We start from the raw sequence: 15,761 nt of genomic DNA, 5'->3' as shown, positions 1-15,761 counted from the left end.
ACAAAAACTAAATTGAATTTTCGATGAGCCCACCAGAAATGGTGGGCTTTTTTTGTACTAAACATGCTCAGTAGAACGCAACGCCGTAACGAACTGGATAATTGTAACCTGTATATAAATTGCTGATTTGATTGGTTATTTAAATAGGGCTTTCAGATTGAAAGGTAAAATTTCCAACTTAATAACAACTTACCCACAAAATGAAAGCGAAAAATACCAGAAAATAGCGTGAGATTTTGGTGTGTTATTTTATTACAGTTGGGAGGAGGATGCTTATGAAGCTAATGGTAGGAAAATGCAAGAGTTACCCTGTAGCGTTTATCCCCAGATCGGCGCAGTATTAGTTACAGTGTAACTTTGTTGATGTGAAAAAATAGCGAATCTGTTAAATTCGCTATTTCAAATTAGATGATTTGGATGGTTCTTTATTTAGATAAGGTTTTTATTGCATTGGTTAATGACGCAACATCTGCGCCATTGATCACGTAGGTATTTTCAGTGGTCGCACCATCGGTTGGCATGACAACTAAAGCCGGTGTGCCTTTAAAACCAAGTTGAGAAAATAGTTGTAAGTTCTTTTGATAATTTTCCGTTGGTTTAAACTTATCTAATGAAGCCCCTGCATTTTTAGCTTGGGTATTCACAACTGCTTTAGTTAATTTACCTTCATTTAAACCACTGGCATAAATTCCATTATGATATTGCTCATATCCTTTAGAGCCTTTTTGAGCGAAAACTTCTAATCCCATTTGTGCAGCGTATTTTGATGGTTCCCAACGGTTACCAAAGATAGGGGTTTCTTTAAAGATAAAGCGTACATTCGGGTATTGCTTTTGCAAAGATTCAATTGTTGAAGAGATTCGGTAGCAGTAGACACACTGGTAATCAAAGAATTCGATAACATTCACTTTCGCATCTTTAGGGCCAGTAAAAGGGGTCGTCTTATCATTAATTAAAGCATTTTTATTTGCTATCACTGCCGATTTTTGAGCATTCGCTTGTTCTTCTAGCTGTTTCTGTTGCAGTTTCTGGCTGGCTTTAATTAAAAACTCTGGGTGATCGGCGAGGTATTGTGCGGCTATTTCACCAATTCTTGCTTCTTGTTCTGGAGTGAATGTCGCAGTATTAGCAGCTGTAGCACAATGTGTCACTGCGGTGAGTACAAGAGGTAGAATAAGCTTTTTCATAAAGTGTCCAATTTAAAAATAAGTGTTAGTGATTTTAGAACCTTTATTTAACAACAAGTTCCGTAATATGAAGTTTTCTCGCAATTATTTTCGTGAAATGTAATCGCTTCTTAAATCTGAGGTTAGCATAACTAACCATTGAAGTAGGCTTGATGAGATCATTGAAACGGTGAAAACTTTGATTTTGTTAATCAATCAAGGTGTTAGTAGGATGAAATCATTCGTTATATTCTTTTGTATACTTATCATTAGTCCATCAGTCTTTAGTTATGATGATAGCCAACGCTATAAAGTTGCGAAATTTTACAAAAAGAAAGCACAGAAAGCCGTAGATGATTCAGCCAAGCATTTAAAAGGTGAATGTAGGATCATGCTATCAATGAATCATCTAGACCAAAAGTATGCCAAGCTCAAACGAGTGAGAACCAATGGGAACAGTCAGGTATGTAAGGTTGTAAAGAAAGAGCTAAAGAAATACCGAAATCAAAAGATAGCCTATGATACACCTGAGAAGCTATTACGATTAACAATCACTACAGGACATTGATTGCTAAGTAATTGACTTAAAATAGTAAATTTTGAATGACCAAGCTGCCACATAGCAAAACGTAACCAGAAAAAATCATCCAGGCTCTTGATTGATAAGCAATAAGTGCTCCACAAGCCATTATCGGTGGCATAGCAAAACCAATTGGCAATAGATAAGTACTATCCATAATTGGTCGAAAATCAAAATACCAAAGGTAAGCAAGCCAAATTAATGGTGCAATCAACAATGCCTTAATAATGTTCTTGTTCAAGCAGTAGGTTCCTATGAATGAGATCGCGAGATTCTATCATCAAAAAATCATAATAAAAATTAGCTACTTAAGATTTCAGATTTGTTGGTTAAAGTTCAGACAATAGTGTGGGTTTAATACTAATAGAACTTACACCTTAGTGCGCATTACGTATATTATGTTAAATAAAGTGTGCATGTACGTAGGATTTGTTGTGATTGTTCAATGGAATACCCTATTTTGTATTTTTTAGAAGCCATCGATAAATGGCTTCCTTTGTATCCTAAATGCCCATCATCACAATATATAAATATATACCCATAAAACTTGAACTTGCCGCTTGTTACCTACGTTCTCAATCTCTCCAATCACATAAGCAAATTAAATCAATTCTGAGTGTTTAACGTTATCCAGTACATATTTCCCGTTGGTGTTGAAATCGACCAACGTGAGTTATCTATGTCTGATACTGTTTTGATGCTGATCGATTGTTCTAGGTGATGGCTTTTACTATCAAGTATGGCTGAAGAACTTAAAGTCAGATCCTGTAATTTGGTTTTAGTTTTACTATCAACTGGTTGAGCCAAAATCATAAGCGAATCATCGGTTTCTCTTTCAAAGAGCATTGAAAGCTCTATATCATCGACTTTTATTGTACAATTTTGATCTATTTGGCATACGGTATCAGTGCTTTGCTGTGGTTGGTGTTGAAATGTTCTCCACGTGAATGCTGTGGCTAATACGCTGAATATGATGAGTATTTGTACAAGTCTTGCTTTGGTGAGTTTCTCGGCTGCCATTACACTTTTATCCTATGCAACTTACTTCAAATTTTTACTAATTTACCTATATAACCTGTTCGCATGTCAGGTATAGTAGGCAACGAAAATGTTACTTTTATTGAAAACCATTGTTATCGGCTTATTTTTAATCAGTTGATGATGTGTGTTTGGGTGACATTACAACACTATTTTCGTGTTGATGCTATGTAGTTAATTATAATATTGGAAGCATTCAAGATGAGCCAAGAACATCAGCTTGAGCATAATTATAACTACACAGTCGTACGTCAATTCGCCCTGGTTACCATACTTTGGGGTATTGTTGGTATGAGTGTGGGTGTGTTAATTGCCGCTCAATTAGTTTGGCCACAGCTTAACTTTGATACGCCGTGGTTGACGTACAGCCGTTTACGTCCATTACATACAAATGCGGTAATATTTGCGTTTGGCACAAGTGCCCTATTCGCTGCATCATATTACGTTGTTCAGAGAACCTGTAAGACCCGCTTATTTGGTGGTTTATTAGTTCCGTTTACATTTTGGGGTTGGCAAGCCATTATTTTGGCTGCAGTTATCTCACTACCTTTGGGCTATACAACCAGTAAAGAATATGCGGAGCTAGAGTGGCCTATTGATATCGCTATTGCGATCGTCTGGGTTGCTTATGCGATTGTTTTCTTTGGTACTTTAATCAAAAGAAATACATCTCATATTTATGTGGCTAACTGGTTCTTTGGCGGTTTTATACTGACTGTTGCGGTACTACATATCGTAAATAGCATGGCAATCCCAGTTTCATTAGGTAAGTCTTATTCGATTTATTCTGGTGCTGTCGATGCCATGGTTCAATGGTGGTATGGACACAATGCAGTTGGGTTCTTATTGACTGCGGGCTTCTTAGGTATGATGTATTACTTTGTACCAAAACAAGCTGAACGCCCTGTTTATTCTTACCGTTTATCGATCGTGCACTTCTGGGGTCTAATTTCTCTTTATATTTGGGCCGGTCCGCACCACCTTCACTACACTGCTTTACCTGACTGGACTCAGTCATTAGGTATGGTGATGTCTGTGATCTTATTCGTTCCTTCTTGGGGCGGTATGATCAACGGTATTATGACGCTATCTGGTGCTTGGCATAAACTTCGCTACGATCCGATTCTACGCTTCTTGATTGTTTCTCTGTCTTTCTACGGTATGTCTACCTTTGAAGGTCCAATGATGGCAATTAAGACGGTTAATGCGCTATCTCACTATACTGACTGGACAATTGGTCACGTGCATTCTGGGGCATTAGGTTGGGTTGCAATGGTTACCATTGGTTCTCTATACCACTTGATTCCTAAGTTATTTGGCCAAGAGCGTATGTACTCTATCAAACTGATCAATGTTCACTTCTGGCTTGCGACTATCGGCACTGTGCTGTACATCGTTGCTATGTGGATTTCAGGTGTGATGCAAGGTCTGATGTGGCGTGCAGTTAACGCTGATGGCACATTAACGTATAGCTTTGTTGAGACGGTTGAAGCTTCTCACCCATTCTACTTAGTTCGCTTTATTGGTGGTGTGATTATCGTGTCTGGTATGTTGTTGATGGCTTATAACACCTACAAAACTATTTCTGCGCCAAAGGAAAGCTTAAAAGCTATTCCTCAACCGGCTTTATAGGAGGCTATGAATATGAGTTCGAATAAGAATCGCCATTCAATAGTCGAGAAGAACGTCGGTCTATTGGCAATTTTGATGGTTTTCGGTATCAGCTTAGGGGCATTAGTTGAGATCACTCCGCTAATCTTCCAAAAGCAAACAACTGAACCTGTTGAAGATTTAAAAGTATATTCAGCGCTTGAGATGGAAGGCCGCGATATCTATATCCGTGAAGGTTGTAGTGTTTGTCACAGCCAGATGATTCGTCCATTCCGTTCGGAAACAGAGCGTTATGGTCACTACTCTGTGGCTGGTGAATCAGTATGGGAACACCCTTTCTTATGGGGTTCTAAGCGTACTGGTCCTGACCTTGCTCGTGTAGGTGGACGTTATTCTGATGAATGGCATCGTGTCCATTTAATCGACCCTCGTGAAGTCGTGCCAGAATCTATCATGCCTGGCTATCCGTGGTTGGCAGAAAACACACTAACCGGTGAATATACTCAACAAAAACTTGAGTTATTCCGTGATGATTTCGGCGTGCCGTACACTGATGAGCAAGTTGCTAATGCGAAAAAAGATGTTGAAGGCAAAACTGAGCTAGATGCTTTAGTTGCTTATCTTCAATCGCTTGGCCACTCGATGAAATAAGGAGAGAGATATGGATATCGTAACCGTTCATAGTATCTGGACTCTTGTTTTATTCATCAGTTTTTGTGGTGTTGTATGGTGGGCTTATGGAAGCAAAAGCCGCCAGTCTCGTTTTGATGAAGCTGCGAATATTATTTTTGATGATGAGCCAGTTGAATCAGATAAAAAGCAGGGAGGAATGCAGTAATGACTACATTCTGGAGTGTTTGGATTACCGTAATTACACTAGGTACAATCTTTGGTATTGCGGCCATTTTAATCTGGTGTCTAAAAGATAAAATGGGCGTAGAAGAAGGTGCGGATATGGGGCATGAATACGATGGTATTCGTGAGCTCAACAACCCACTTCCAAAATGGTGGACTTACTTATTCTTCTCAACATTTATCTTTGCTGCTGTTTATCTAGCCTTGTTCCCAGGTTTAGGTAACTACCCTGGTCTTCTAGGTTGGACGAGTTCAGCGCAACAAGTTAAATCTGTTGAAGAGATGGAAGCATCAATTAAAGCTTCACAAGAGAATAAGCAGTTAGATCAATATGCAAAAGAGTTAGATGATGCCGATAAGTTTTACGGTGAGTCGTTTAAGCGCTTAGCTTATAACTCTGAAGGTACTGCATACCGTACATTACCTGAAATTGCTGCAGATCCAGACGCCTTACGCGTAGGACAGAATTTGTTTTTACAAAACTGTTCTCAGTGTCATGGTTCTGATGCTCGTGGTTTCAAAGGTTTCCCTAATTTAACCGACGATGCTTGGTTATACGGTGGTGAGCCTGAAGCTATCTTGACGACAATTCGTCATGGCCGTGTAGGTGCGATGCCTGCATGGGGAGAAACATTTGGCGATGATGGCGTACGTGAAGTGGTAAGTTATGTCTTGAGCTTATCTGGACGTAAAGTTAACTCACGTGAAGCGGCGGCTGGTAAAGTACGCTTTGCGGCGTGTGCGGCTTGTCATGGTACAGATGGTAAAGGTAACCCAGCATTTGGTGCACCAGATCTTACCGATAATGATTGGTTATTCGGCGATTCTCGCGCTGATGTGACTGAATCTGTTGAGTATGGTCGTCAAGGTGTGATGCCGGCTTGGAGCAATATCTTAGGTGATGATAAAGTTCACCTGGTTGGCGCTTATGTCTGGAGCTTGAGTAACCAACCTCAGCCAGAACCTGCCCAATAATACATTAAGTGGTTTAACAGCCCCGCTCTGGGGCTGTTTTTTCTTGTATCTATTTCGTTTTATTTGTGAGAACACTATGCAACAGCCCTGGTACAAACAATTCTGGCCTTGGTTTCTAATTTTCCTTCCTATGTGCGCAGTCACCGGTAGTTTCGTTACCCTTGGTCTATTTACGAAAAATAGTGTCGATTTGGTTTCTGAAAATTACTATAAAGAAGGCAAAGGGATTAATGTCGATCTGACTAGAATACATGTCGCAAAAGGCTTCAAACTTAATGCTAGTGTTGTTTCAACTCCTAGAGGCGTAAGTTTTAAGTTAGACAAAGGTAAACTCGAACTTTACCCTGCTTTAAAAGTCTCATTTACTCACCGAACCCTACCTGATCGTGATTTCGAACGTACTCTTAGCTCTGATGCTAATGGTAATTATCGACTTAGTTTAGATACGCCATTACAAGGCCCTTGGTTTATTAAACTAGAGCCACATAACAAAGAATGGATTATCCAAGGGAAAGTCGCATTTCCTAGCAAAACACCAACCGTTTTACTTGATTAAGGCGTAAAAATGTCTGCTCGTTCGACGCATCAAGTGTGTTATCACTGTAATGATGATGTACCAGCTAATACTAACTTTAACGTTGAAATACTTGGGCAGATTCGCCCTATGTGTTGCCCTGGTTGCCAATCAGTTGCACAAACTATCGTAGAGAGTGGTTTAGTTTCTTATTATCAATATCGCACTACTTCTGCTGAAAAAGTTGAGCTGGTTCCTGAGCAGCTGCAAAAGCTTATTCATTACGATAATGAAGATGTTCAGAAAGAGTTTGTACGACACACTGAAGATATGTCGGAAGTTACCTTGTCACTCGATGGTGTGTCTTGTGCCGCTTGTGCATGGCTTATCGAAAAGCAGTTAATGGCCTACTCTGGTGTTGTTTTAATTCGAGTAAACATCACTACCAACCGAGCCATATTACGCTGGGATGACTCTAAAATTCATTTAAGTGAGTTATTAAAAAATATCCATCAATTAGGGTATAAAGCTGCACCTTTTGAGCCTAATCAGCACGAAGAAAGCTACCACCAAATGATGAAGCAATACCTTTATCGCTTGGGTGTTGCAGGCTTAGCGACAATGCAAGTTATGATGCTTGCTATTGCACTTTATTTTGAAGTGTTCTCTGATCTTGATAGTGAGTTTAAACAGTTTTTAAGAGTGGTCAGTTTGATCTTCGCAACACCTGTACTGCTCTATTCTGCTCAGCCTTTCTATATTAATGCTTGGCGTAGTTTAAAGGCCAAGACGCTAGGTATGGATGTTCCCGTATCTATTGCACTTATCTTTGCTTATGTTTCAAGTTTATGGGCCACCGTGGCGGGCAAAGGTGAAGTGTTTTTCGAATCCATTTCCATGTTCACCTTCTTTTTATTAGTTGGCCGTTTCTTAGAAATGCGCGCACGCCGTAAAGCGGCCACCGCCAGCGCAAATTTATTGAAACTAGTACCCGCGATGGCAAGGAAGTTAGATGGAAGCCAGATCCCTGTCCGAAGCTTAACCATTGGCGATGTGATTCGAGTATTACCCGGAGAACATATTCCTGCAGATGGACAGATTGTCGTTGGTACCACACAAGTCGATGAATCCATGCTCACGGGTGAATCGATTCCCGTTTTAAAACAGCACCATGATTTTGTTTATGCCGGCACTATGAATGTTGGCGAATCTTTTGAGTTGGAAGTGACTTGCCACAAAGCCGACTCTGTCATTTCCAATATTGTGAGATTGCAAGATGAGGCCCAGTTATCAAAGCCTAAAATCGCAGAAGTCGCCGATCATGTTGCTAAGTATTTTGTTGCGGTCATTCTTGTTATTGCTGGTGCAACTTGGTTTTATTGGCATCAACATCGACCAGATGAAGCATTTTGGATTATGTTGTCAGTACTCGTGGCAACCTGCCCATGCGCCCTATCTCTTGCGACCCCAACAGCTGTGACATGCTCAACCTCAAAGCTGGGAAGCTTAGGTATTTTATTGCGTAAAGGTCATGTATTTGAAACTTTATGCCGAGTAGATCATATCGTATTGGATAAAACCGGCACCCTGACGGAAGGTAATATTGAGATTAGTGATACAGAGCTTTTAGATAGTCAGTATACCAATTCTCAAGTACTCGCGATTGCTGCTGCGTTAGAACAACATGCTAACCACCCAATCTCAAAGGCATTCCAGAAATATTCATCTGAAGAAGTCACGATAGAAAATGTCTCTAACGTTATTGGCTCTGGTGTCTCTGGACAGTATTTAAATGATGTTTGGCATATTGGAACCTTATCTTTTGCCTTAAATACTGATGAGAGAGAATTAGAACAGTCACAAGCATCTTCGGTATATTTATCTTGTAATCACCGCTTAGTAGCACGTTTTGAGTATACCGACCCTATACGTAAAGAAAGCCTCAGTTTTGTTAAGCAATTACAAAAAGCCAATATAGACATCACCCTATTGACGGGAGATTCAGCGTTAAATACTCAAAAAGTCACTTCAGCGTTGGGCATTACTCAATACCAATGCTCAGCCAAACCTGAAGACAAATTAGCTTATCTACAGTCTCTTAATGAGAATAGCGTTACCTTAATGATTGGTGATGGTATTAATGACGCACCAACTCTAGCGGGTGCGCACCTTTCTGTTGCCATGGGTAGCGGCTCAGATGTGGCAAAATCCTCTGCAGATATGGTTCTACTTGGCGATAGACTGGATAAAGTACTTGAAGCTAGAGGGCTAGCCATTCAAACTCGTGGTATTATTCGACAAAATTTAGCTTGGGCACTCGGCTATAACGCCTTAATTCTTCCATTGGCTGTTATGGGGTTCATTGCTCCTTATTTTGCCGTTATTGGTATGTCTGCAAGTTCCATTATTGTAGTGACCAACTCACTTAGATTGTTGAAGTAATAAGGTTCTTGAAATGGCCAGTTTGTATTTGTTAATTCCAATTGCCATCATATTTGTCTGTATCGCCGTTGGTTTATTTATGTGGGCAGTAAAAACCGATCAATTTGATGATCTCGATCGTCAAGGACATAGTATTTTATTTGATGATAACGATGACCTTGACGATAAAATCGTAAAGCCTGCTGAAAAGAAAGATAAAGCAAAATGAGTTCTGATTGGTTAGCGGCTTTTCTAATCGGTTTATTAGGCGCCAGTCACTGCATGGGTATGTGTGGTGGTATCGCTTCTTTAATGAACTTAGGCCAAGTTTCAACAAAGAGACAATGGCTGAATCCCCTTTTTTATAATATTGGCCGTTTATCGAGTTATGCTTTAATCGGAGCGATAATTGGCGGCTCTATTTCAACGATTTCGTCCTACTCTGGAATCAACTCTCCTCTCAATTGGTTACGTCTTTTATCTGCCGTATTCATGTTGCTACTGGCTTTATATATTGGGCAATGGTGGAACGGCCTGATATGGATAGAAAAAGTAGGTCAAAGCCTTTGGAAGCACATAGCGCCATTCGGTCAAAAGCTACTTCCTATTAAGCACCCTATTTATGCGATTCCATTTGGTTTCATTTGGGGATGGCTGCCATGTGGCCTAGTCTATTCTATGTTGACTTGGTCTGCTGCAGCTGGGAATTCAGTCAATGGTGCTTTGATCATGTTGGCATTCGGCTTAGGAACACTACCCTTGATGCTTGCGGTTGGCGTGAGTGCGACTCAGTTCAATCAACTAGTAAAATCCTTACTCTTTAGACGCCTTGGTGCCACGGTTTTATTGGCCTACGCCTTATTTCAGTTGTATCAAGGAGTTGTCCGTTTACTGTAATATAACTGTTATATCCGATGATTTTCTGCTGTCCTTTAGTGGTATGAGGTGCTAAAATCTTGATGTATATCAATTAAAACTGCTCGGTATTTTATGATTTCAGATAACGCAAAAACGAAACGAGTCCAATCAGGTGGCTGTGCCATCCATTGCCAAGACTGCAGTATCAGCCAATTATGTATTCCGTTTTCATTAAATGAAAATGAACTGGATCAACTTGATGAAATTATCGAGCGAAAAAAACCTGTCCAAAAAGGACAAGAAATTTTTAAAGCGGGTGATGAACTAAAATCACTCTATGCGATTCGCTCAGGTACGATAAAAAGTTACACCATCACAGAACAAGGCGATGAACAAATCACCGCTTTTCATCTTGCGGGTGACTTAGTTGGCTTTGACGCAATTAATAACAATTCTCACCCTAGTTTTGCGCAGGCGTTAGAGACTTCAATGGTCTGTGAAATACCTTATGAAACGTTAGATGAACTTTCAGGTCAAATGCCAAAATTGCGTCAGCAAATCATGCGCTTAATGAGTAATGAAATCAAAGGCGACCAAGATATGATCTTGCTGTTGTCTAAGAAGAATGCCGAAGAACGTTTAGCAGCATTCCTATATAGTTTATCGACTCGATTCTCACAACGTGGTTTCTCCCCTCGTGAATTCCGATTAACCATGACTCGTGGTGATATTGGTAACTACCTAGGGCTAACCGTTGAAACGATCAGTCGCCTACTTGGTCGTTTCCAAAAGAGCGATATTCTAAGCGTTAAAGGTAAGTACATTACGATCATCGACCATGATGCACTGCAAAAACTTGCCGGTTTTGCTGAAGAATAAAAATTAGATATTGAATCAATGATTAAGCCGTTAAGTTTTCATACTTAGCGGCTTTTTTCTTTCCAAAATCAAGGTTATGTCACTAATAATTATCTGCAAATTCAGCTAAAGTTAAACTAGTACCAACGGATTTCTTTTGCTGAAAGAATCAAAATCTAGGCATGTTGTACCCTTGGTATACTTTGATCTATCGTTAGATCAAATGAGTTAAGAAAGGGAGAGCTTATTATGAATTCATACAAAAATATTTTGGTGGTTGCTGATGTTAATAATGTCGAACAGTCAGCATTAGCACGTGCATTTCAGATTGTACGAGATCTACCGAACCCCGCTCCAATCACTTTTTTTCTATCTATTTATGATTTTTCATATGACATGACATCCATGCTGTCTTCTGAAGAGCGTGATGCAATGAGACGCGGTGTAATCCAGCAACGTGAAGAATGGATGAAAGAAGTCGCCCAACCTTATTTGAAAGATGGTGTCGAATTTAATATAAAAGTGGTTTGGCATCACCGTCCGTATGAAGCCATTATTGGTGAAGTGTTCTCTGGTGATCATGATATTGTTTTGAAAGCCACTCGTCAGCACGATGCGCTTGAGTCGGTATTCTTTACGCCAACCGATTGGCATTTATTACGTAAGTGCCCATGCCCTGTACTACTGGTTAAAAATCACGATTGGCCGGTCAATGGTAATATTATTGCATCAGTTCACGTTGGTTCGGAAAACACTACCCATACCGCACTTAATGAAAGCATGGTAGATCAAGGTTTAAAATTTTCGAAACAACTCAATGCCAAACTATTTCTGGTTAACTCCTACCCTGTGACTCCCGCGAATATTACGGTAGAGCTACCGGAGTTTGATCCGACTTCCTATACTGACGCTGTTCGTGGTTTCCACTTAACGGCGATGAAAGCGTTGCGCCAAAAATATAGTATCGATGAGGAACACACTAGAGTGAATGAAGGCTTGCCAGAAGATATTATTCCAAAAGCGGCCAAAGAGCTTGATGTTGGTTTGGTTATTCTAGGAACCACAGGTAGAACCGGTTTATCCGCTGTGTTTATTGGTAATACAGCAGAGAACGTCATTGATAAGATAAACTGTGATGTTTTGGCACTAAAACCAGAAGGCTTTATTAGTCCACTCGATCCTAATTAAGAGCTAATATTACGTCATTAAATTGGGTATCAAACGGCAAGAGCAATCCTTTCGAGTGTTGCTCTTTTGTCATTTGTGAGTATGATACGGCCTTTATTTATGCAGCACCTATGACCTTTAGAATTTTAAAAACTATAGGTACTTGGCAACACCATCAAGCATCGCTTGAGACCAGTAAAGGCAAATCACCATGAATTCAGATCAAAATACTGTTGAAGAACTTGAGCAAGCAGCAAAAAATAAGGCTGAGCAGTATAATTTCAATAAGTTACAGAAGCGTATTCGTCGTAATACAGGTCAAGCTATTGCTGACTTTAATATGATTGAAGATGGCGATCGTATCATGGTGTGTCTCTCTGGCGGTAAAGACAGCTTCACTATGTTAGAAATTTTGATGAGCCTACAAAAAAGTGCGCCCGTCAATTTTGAGCTTGTAGCGGTGAACCTAGACCAAAAGCAACCTGGGTTTCCTGATCATATTTTACCGGCTTACCTTGAGTCTTTAGGTATCGAATATAAGATTGTTGAAGAAGATACTTACTCAATCGTTCAAGATAAGATCCCTGAAGGTAAAACGACCTGCTCTCTTTGTTCTCGTCTACGCCGTGGTATTTTATACCGTACCGCTAATGAAATTGGTGCAACCAAAATTGCACTCGGTCATCACCGTGACGATATCTTGGAAACGTTATTTTTAAATATGTTTCATGGCGGAAAAATGAAAGCAATGCCACCTAAATTGGTATCGGATAACGGTGAACATGTGGTGATCCGCCCTCTTGCTTACTGCCGCGAAAAAGACATCATTAAGTTTTCAGCGATGCGTGACTACCCAATCATTCCTTGTAATTTATGTGGATCACAACCTAACTTGCAGCGCCAAAACATTAAGCAAATGCTTAACGAATGGGATAAGCGTTTCCCTGGCCGTATCGAGACAATGTTCAAAGCGGTGCAAAACGTGGTACCTAGCCACTTAGCCGATCACAATTTATTTGATTTTAAATCGATTGACCGTGATTCTGGCGTAATCAATGGTGGTGATATTGGTTTTGATAAAGAAACATTACCTGAAAGCTCAGTAGCGTCAGAAGATGCAATAGAGTTTGATCCTAGCTTACAGCTTGATGTAACGAATATTTAATCTCGACCATACTTAGCTTAAGCTGCGGATAACTAAAAAAAGAGCCGAACAATTCGATATTGTTCGGCTCTTTTTTATCTTATAAACTACTCTACTGGTTACTTTTCAAGTAAAGGCAATGCCCTGAACGTAGCTTGTGGAAGCAATAATGATTCATCTTCAGAGAGTTCGGCTAAGCTTACTTTGGCTTTACCGTCATCGATTGGGAAAGTATTGCCTTTAGAGGTTTGAATAGCGCCTTGTTTTAGCCCATCAAACTCTAATGTTAGACCAATTACTTTTGGCGCAAACCAACTTGAAAACATCCCACCTAGATCATCGAGCATCTTACTCATTTGTGGAAGCAAGCTCTCTATATCTTGATAAGAAACTTCACCGGAAAGTGGCTGCTTAGTCATCACTACCATAGAGAAATCACAGGTCTTGCCTTGCTCTGCATTGACATAGACTAAAGGACCTACCTGTCGCAAGTTGTTATCAAGTGGTACGATAAGCTCTTGAGATGGCGGAATAACAAACTCTTCGTAATGTTTGTCTTTTTCCATCCAAGCTTTATCTATTTTACATAAACGAGAAGTTTGATGTTCTTGAAAAAAGAACGCGACTTTAACATCGGGGTGCCCTTCTTCAAGGTTATTCTTCATCTGTGTATAGAGCTTAGAATAATTAAAACGATACTGCTCGGCATGCGCAGGTAAAGCTAAAACGGAAGCGCATAAAGCTGCGATCAATCCAATATGACGAATGTTCACCATTATTTATCCGTCCAAAACTCAGCGTTATGCTTAATCATCGATTGAAGATCATCAACGTAATCTTGTCCACGCTCAGAGTAACTCAGCAAGCCGTTGGTTAACTCTAATGCTGTTGCTTGAGATTTTAAATCCTGCTCATTACCGGCTAATTTCGCTCTAATATCACGAAGTTCTTTATAAGCGTTATTACGGTTCACATTCATAAAGTATGCGTGAATCGATTCTTGCGGAGAGTCGAATTTCGCCACTTCATGAGTTGCTCCTTCAACACGGTGTAAAGGCACTAACCCACAACCTTCTGTATAGCACCATTGCCCAAAGAAGTTGTTGCCTTCTTTAGCAAATCTTGAGGTTCCCCATGCAGATTCATTCGCCGCTTGAGTTAATACTAATGACTGCGGCAAAACATTAACGCGATTAAGCATCGTATCTAACCATGCTTCATCAATTCCCGCTTCAGGGATGGCTAATTCATAACCTTCAGCTAATTGTTTTGCTTTTGATGGTACTGAGGTGAGATCGCCCTCTTCAAATTGTTTTTTAATATCCAACAGTTCATGACGCTCTTCCACAACACGAGCATTTTCTTTTGCAATCCCAGGACGAAGCGCGTCAAAGAATTTTTGCTTTTTAAGATGAATATCATCAACCGGCATCGGAGCTTTCGGTTTAGACGCGTTCTCAGTTGCCTGTTCCTTGCTGGTATCAGGTTGTTGATTGTAATGATTTTGAAAATAGTAAACGGCCCAGAACGAAAGAATCGCTAAGGTCATAATGATTTTTTTCTTCATGCGTCAAATACCTGTGATTGTTTATTATTATTGCTAGGCGGCGTTCCGTTGCCTCCTGAATTGATTACTTTCATTTTAATTCCAAACATATCGCGATAGATGATGCCTTTAACATGGAAGAAAAATGGTAGAACAAGGATAAAGCCGATCCCATAGAACAGAGCTGCGGCAAAAAACATAACGAGAATCAAAGCATAAACTGCCACGACGGTTAGAAGTTTCTTATTAACCGCACGGAACGACAGCAACAACGACCGCATAGGTGTCATTCTTTTTTCACAGACCAGAAAAACAGAATTACTAAAAGTCATTGAAATATATAAAGATAGGAAAGGTAAAATCGCCCCAGCTAAACCTTGAAGAATTAATCCCATTAGCGTGACGAGCATTACTGGGATAGTAAAGTGTAATCCTTTAAAGATGTGGTTCGTTTTGGTTTTGAAGCCAGTAGCATGACTCATCGCCATTAAACATACGCCGGCATACAATGGCGCACTGATAATTTCATAGCTAAAGTTGGCGACGATGACAGACTGAATGATGCTTTCGATTTGGGTAGAGTCTGCACTGCCATCAAGTAAAGTAAAGAGGATGCTGGTATCCCCTAGCTGCAATTTTAAAGCAATCATAAAAATCGCTATTTGCAAAATGATTAAAACCACAATTGTCGGTGAAAATGACAAGAAGTTCTTTATTGTCAGTTGCCAAGCTTCTTTAATAATATTAGCTGCTTTTAGTTCGTATTGTCCTGATAGCGCGGTATCTATATTGCCACCGACATTAAACTCTTTTTCTACTTTATCATTCATAAAACGGGGATCCAGGATCTCTAACTAGCATAATTGTGGCTCATTATACTCAAGACACCTTAATATGCGAGTTTGTGTCTATTTCATTTTGTAAAAGCAAAGGAATAGCTTGATAAACCATCTCTTGATAGACCATAGCTTCGTAAACGATTGTTACCCTGTCGTTATTCTTTTTTGTATATCAGATATGAATAGATG

General features: G+C 39.9%; 18 protein-coding genes. 12 read left to right on the top strand and 6 right to left on the bottom strand.

Features of this window, described 5'->3' with window-relative positions:
* Nucleotides 1–425: 425 nt before the first annotated feature.
* Nucleotides 426–1,187, bottom strand: a complete 762-nt coding sequence (locus L3V25_RS04290) for a DsbA family protein (protein WP_237294216.1) — start codon at nucleotides 1,185–1,187, stop codon at nucleotides 426–428.
* 211 nt (nucleotides 1,188–1,398) lie between these two features.
* On the opposite strand from L3V25_RS04290, the gene L3V25_RS04285 reads away from it, so the two are divergent.
* The gene (locus tag L3V25_RS04285) at nucleotides 1,399–1,734 is read left to right on the top strand and encodes a hypothetical protein (protein ID WP_237294215.1); all 336 of its coding nucleotides are present in this window, start codon (nucleotides 1,399–1,401) and stop codon (nucleotides 1,732–1,734) included.
* 16 nt (nucleotides 1,735–1,750) lie between these two features.
* Here L3V25_RS04285 and L3V25_RS04280 read toward each other — a convergent pair whose 3' ends face one another.
* Both L3V25_RS04280 and L3V25_RS04275 read right to left on the bottom strand, forming a co-directional pair.
* A complete protein-coding gene (locus tag L3V25_RS04280; protein ID WP_237294214.1) occupies nucleotides 1,751–1,987 on the bottom strand; it encodes a hypothetical protein in 237 nt (78 codons plus the stop codon).
* A gap of 365 nt (nucleotides 1,988–2,352) precedes the next feature.
* Nucleotides 2,353–2,766: a hypothetical protein gene (locus L3V25_RS04275; protein WP_237294213.1), complete on the bottom strand. Its 414-nt coding sequence runs from the start codon at nucleotides 2,764–2,766 to the stop codon at nucleotides 2,353–2,355.
* A gap of 219 nt (nucleotides 2,767–2,985) precedes the next feature.
* Between L3V25_RS04275 and ccoN the strand changes: the two genes are divergently transcribed.
* The 11 genes from ccoN (at nucleotide 2,986) to ttcA (ending at nucleotide 13,208) form a co-directional block, all read left to right on the top strand.
* The gene (ccoN, locus tag L3V25_RS04270; RefSeq protein WP_237294212.1) at nucleotides 2,986–4,416 is read left to right on the top strand and encodes a cytochrome-c oxidase, cbb3-type subunit I; all 1,431 of its coding nucleotides are present in this window, start codon (nucleotides 2,986–2,988) and stop codon (nucleotides 4,414–4,416) included.
* A 12-nt stretch (nucleotides 4,417–4,428) separates the two neighbouring features.
* Complete coding sequence (gene ccoO, locus L3V25_RS04265; protein ID WP_237294211.1) at nucleotides 4,429–5,046, top strand: cytochrome-c oxidase, cbb3-type subunit II; 618 nt, start codon at nucleotides 4,429–4,431, stop codon at nucleotides 5,044–5,046.
* A gap of 10 nt (nucleotides 5,047–5,056) precedes the next feature.
* Nucleotides 5,057–5,233 carry a cbb3-type cytochrome c oxidase subunit 3 gene (locus L3V25_RS04260; RefSeq protein ID WP_237294210.1) on the top strand — a complete coding sequence of 59 codons (177 nt, stop codon included), beginning with the start codon at nucleotides 5,057–5,059 and terminating at the stop codon, nucleotides 5,231–5,233.
* Entirely contained in the window at nucleotides 5,233–6,225 is a 993-nt protein-coding gene (gene ccoP / locus L3V25_RS04255) for a cytochrome-c oxidase, cbb3-type subunit III (RefSeq protein WP_237294209.1), read from the top strand. Before L3V25_RS04260 ends, ccoP begins: the two co-directional genes overlap by 1 nt.
* 76 nt (nucleotides 6,226–6,301) lie before the next feature.
* Nucleotides 6,302–6,781, top strand: coding sequence for a FixH family protein (locus L3V25_RS04250; RefSeq protein ID WP_237294208.1), 480 nt, complete (start codon nucleotides 6,302–6,304; stop codon nucleotides 6,779–6,781).
* 9 nt (nucleotides 6,782–6,790) lie between these two features.
* The gene (locus tag L3V25_RS04245; RefSeq protein WP_237294207.1) at nucleotides 6,791–9,181 is read left to right on the top strand and encodes a heavy metal translocating P-type ATPase; all 2,391 of its coding nucleotides are present in this window, start codon (nucleotides 6,791–6,793) and stop codon (nucleotides 9,179–9,181) included.
* Between the two features lie 13 nt (nucleotides 9,182–9,194).
* Nucleotides 9,195–9,389 carry a cbb3-type cytochrome oxidase assembly protein CcoS gene (gene ccoS, locus L3V25_RS04240; protein WP_237294206.1) on the top strand — a complete coding sequence of 65 codons (195 nt, stop codon included), beginning with the start codon at nucleotides 9,195–9,197 and terminating at the stop codon, nucleotides 9,387–9,389.
* Nucleotides 9,386–10,057, top strand: a complete 672-nt coding sequence (locus tag L3V25_RS04235) for a sulfite exporter TauE/SafE family protein (RefSeq protein ID WP_237294205.1) — start codon at nucleotides 9,386–9,388, stop codon at nucleotides 10,055–10,057. Before ccoS ends, L3V25_RS04235 begins: the two co-directional genes overlap by 4 nt.
* A gap of 93 nt (nucleotides 10,058–10,150) precedes the next feature.
* Nucleotides 10,151–10,897: an FNR family transcription factor gene (locus tag L3V25_RS04230; RefSeq protein WP_237294204.1), complete on the top strand. Its 747-nt coding sequence runs from the start codon at nucleotides 10,151–10,153 to the stop codon at nucleotides 10,895–10,897.
* Nucleotides 10,898–11,125: 228 nt separating this feature from the next.
* Nucleotides 11,126–12,064, top strand: coding sequence for a universal stress protein UspE (gene uspE, locus L3V25_RS04225; RefSeq protein WP_237294203.1), 939 nt, complete (start codon nucleotides 11,126–11,128; stop codon nucleotides 12,062–12,064).
* 190 nt (nucleotides 12,065–12,254) lie between these two features.
* On the top strand, nucleotides 12,255–13,208 hold the full coding sequence (ttcA, locus tag L3V25_RS04220; RefSeq protein ID WP_237294202.1) for a tRNA 2-thiocytidine(32) synthetase TtcA: 954 nt from the start codon (nucleotides 12,255–12,257) through the stop codon (nucleotides 13,206–13,208).
* Between the two features lie 98 nt (nucleotides 13,209–13,306).
* On the opposite strand, the gene L3V25_RS04215 is transcribed toward ttcA, so the two are convergent.
* The 3 genes from L3V25_RS04215 to L3V25_RS04205 are packed head-to-tail and all read right to left on the bottom strand — an operon-like array spanning nucleotide 13,307 to nucleotide 15,563.
* Nucleotides 13,307–13,963: a DUF2987 domain-containing protein gene (locus tag L3V25_RS04215; protein WP_237294201.1), complete on the bottom strand. Its 657-nt coding sequence runs from the start codon at nucleotides 13,961–13,963 to the stop codon at nucleotides 13,307–13,309.
* Nucleotides 13,963–14,754, bottom strand: a complete 792-nt coding sequence (locus L3V25_RS04210; RefSeq protein WP_237294200.1) for a glucosaminidase domain-containing protein — start codon at nucleotides 14,752–14,754, stop codon at nucleotides 13,963–13,965. The genes L3V25_RS04215 and L3V25_RS04210 overlap by 1 nt, the downstream gene beginning before the upstream one ends.
* Nucleotides 14,751–15,563: a hypothetical protein gene (locus L3V25_RS04205; protein ID WP_237294199.1), complete on the bottom strand. Its 813-nt coding sequence runs from the start codon at nucleotides 15,561–15,563 to the stop codon at nucleotides 14,751–14,753. The genes L3V25_RS04210 and L3V25_RS04205 overlap by 4 nt, the downstream gene beginning before the upstream one ends.
* Between the last annotated feature and the right edge of the window lie 198 nt (nucleotides 15,564–15,761).

This window comes from Vibrio sp. CK2-1, assembly GCF_021726515.1.
Lineage (GTDB): Bacteria > Pseudomonadota > Gammaproteobacteria > Enterobacterales > Vibrionaceae > Vibrio.
This window is presented reverse-complemented; position numbering and strand designations above follow the sequence as displayed.

Excerpts from the sequence above, each read along its gene's own strand:
- L3V25_RS04290 (WP_237294216.1), bottom strand. The coding sequence starts at position 1,187 with ATGAAAAAGCTTATTCTACCTCTTGTACTCACCGCAGTGACACATTGT.
- L3V25_RS04285 (WP_237294215.1), top strand. The coding sequence starts at position 1,399 with ATGAAATCATTCGTTATATTCTTTTGTATACTTATCATTAGTCCATCA.
- L3V25_RS04275 (WP_237294213.1), bottom strand. The coding sequence starts at position 2,766 with ATGGCAGCCGAGAAACTCACCAAAGCAAGACTTGTACAAATACTCATC.
- ccoN (WP_237294212.1), top strand. The coding sequence starts at position 2,986 with ATGAGCCAAGAACATCAGCTTGAGCATAATTATAACTACACAGTCGTA.
- ccoO (WP_237294211.1), top strand. The coding sequence starts at position 4,429 with ATGAGTTCGAATAAGAATCGCCATTCAATAGTCGAGAAGAACGTCGGT.
- L3V25_RS04260 (WP_237294210.1), top strand. The coding sequence starts at position 5,057 with ATGGATATCGTAACCGTTCATAGTATCTGGACTCTTGTTTTATTCATC.
- ccoP (WP_237294209.1), top strand. The coding sequence starts at position 5,233 with ATGACTACATTCTGGAGTGTTTGGATTACCGTAATTACACTAGGTACA.
- L3V25_RS04250 (WP_237294208.1), top strand. The coding sequence starts at position 6,302 with ATGCAACAGCCCTGGTACAAACAATTCTGGCCTTGGTTTCTAATTTTC.
- L3V25_RS04245 (WP_237294207.1), top strand. The coding sequence starts at position 6,791 with ATGTCTGCTCGTTCGACGCATCAAGTGTGTTATCACTGTAATGATGAT.
- ccoS (WP_237294206.1), top strand. The coding sequence starts at position 9,195 with ATGGCCAGTTTGTATTTGTTAATTCCAATTGCCATCATATTTGTCTGT.
- L3V25_RS04235 (WP_237294205.1), top strand. The coding sequence starts at position 9,386 with ATGAGTTCTGATTGGTTAGCGGCTTTTCTAATCGGTTTATTAGGCGCC.
- L3V25_RS04230 (WP_237294204.1), top strand. The coding sequence starts at position 10,151 with ATGATTTCAGATAACGCAAAAACGAAACGAGTCCAATCAGGTGGCTGT.
- uspE (WP_237294203.1), top strand. The coding sequence starts at position 11,126 with ATGAATTCATACAAAAATATTTTGGTGGTTGCTGATGTTAATAATGTC.
- ttcA (WP_237294202.1), top strand. The coding sequence starts at position 12,255 with ATGAATTCAGATCAAAATACTGTTGAAGAACTTGAGCAAGCAGCAAAA.
- L3V25_RS04215 (WP_237294201.1), bottom strand. The coding sequence starts at position 13,963 with ATGGTGAACATTCGTCATATTGGATTGATCGCAGCTTTATGCGCTTCC.
- L3V25_RS04210 (WP_237294200.1), bottom strand. The coding sequence starts at position 14,754 with ATGAAGAAAAAAATCATTATGACCTTAGCGATTCTTTCGTTCTGGGCC.
- L3V25_RS04205 (WP_237294199.1), bottom strand. The coding sequence starts at position 15,563 with ATGAATGATAAAGTAGAAAAAGAGTTTAATGTCGGTGGCAATATAGAT.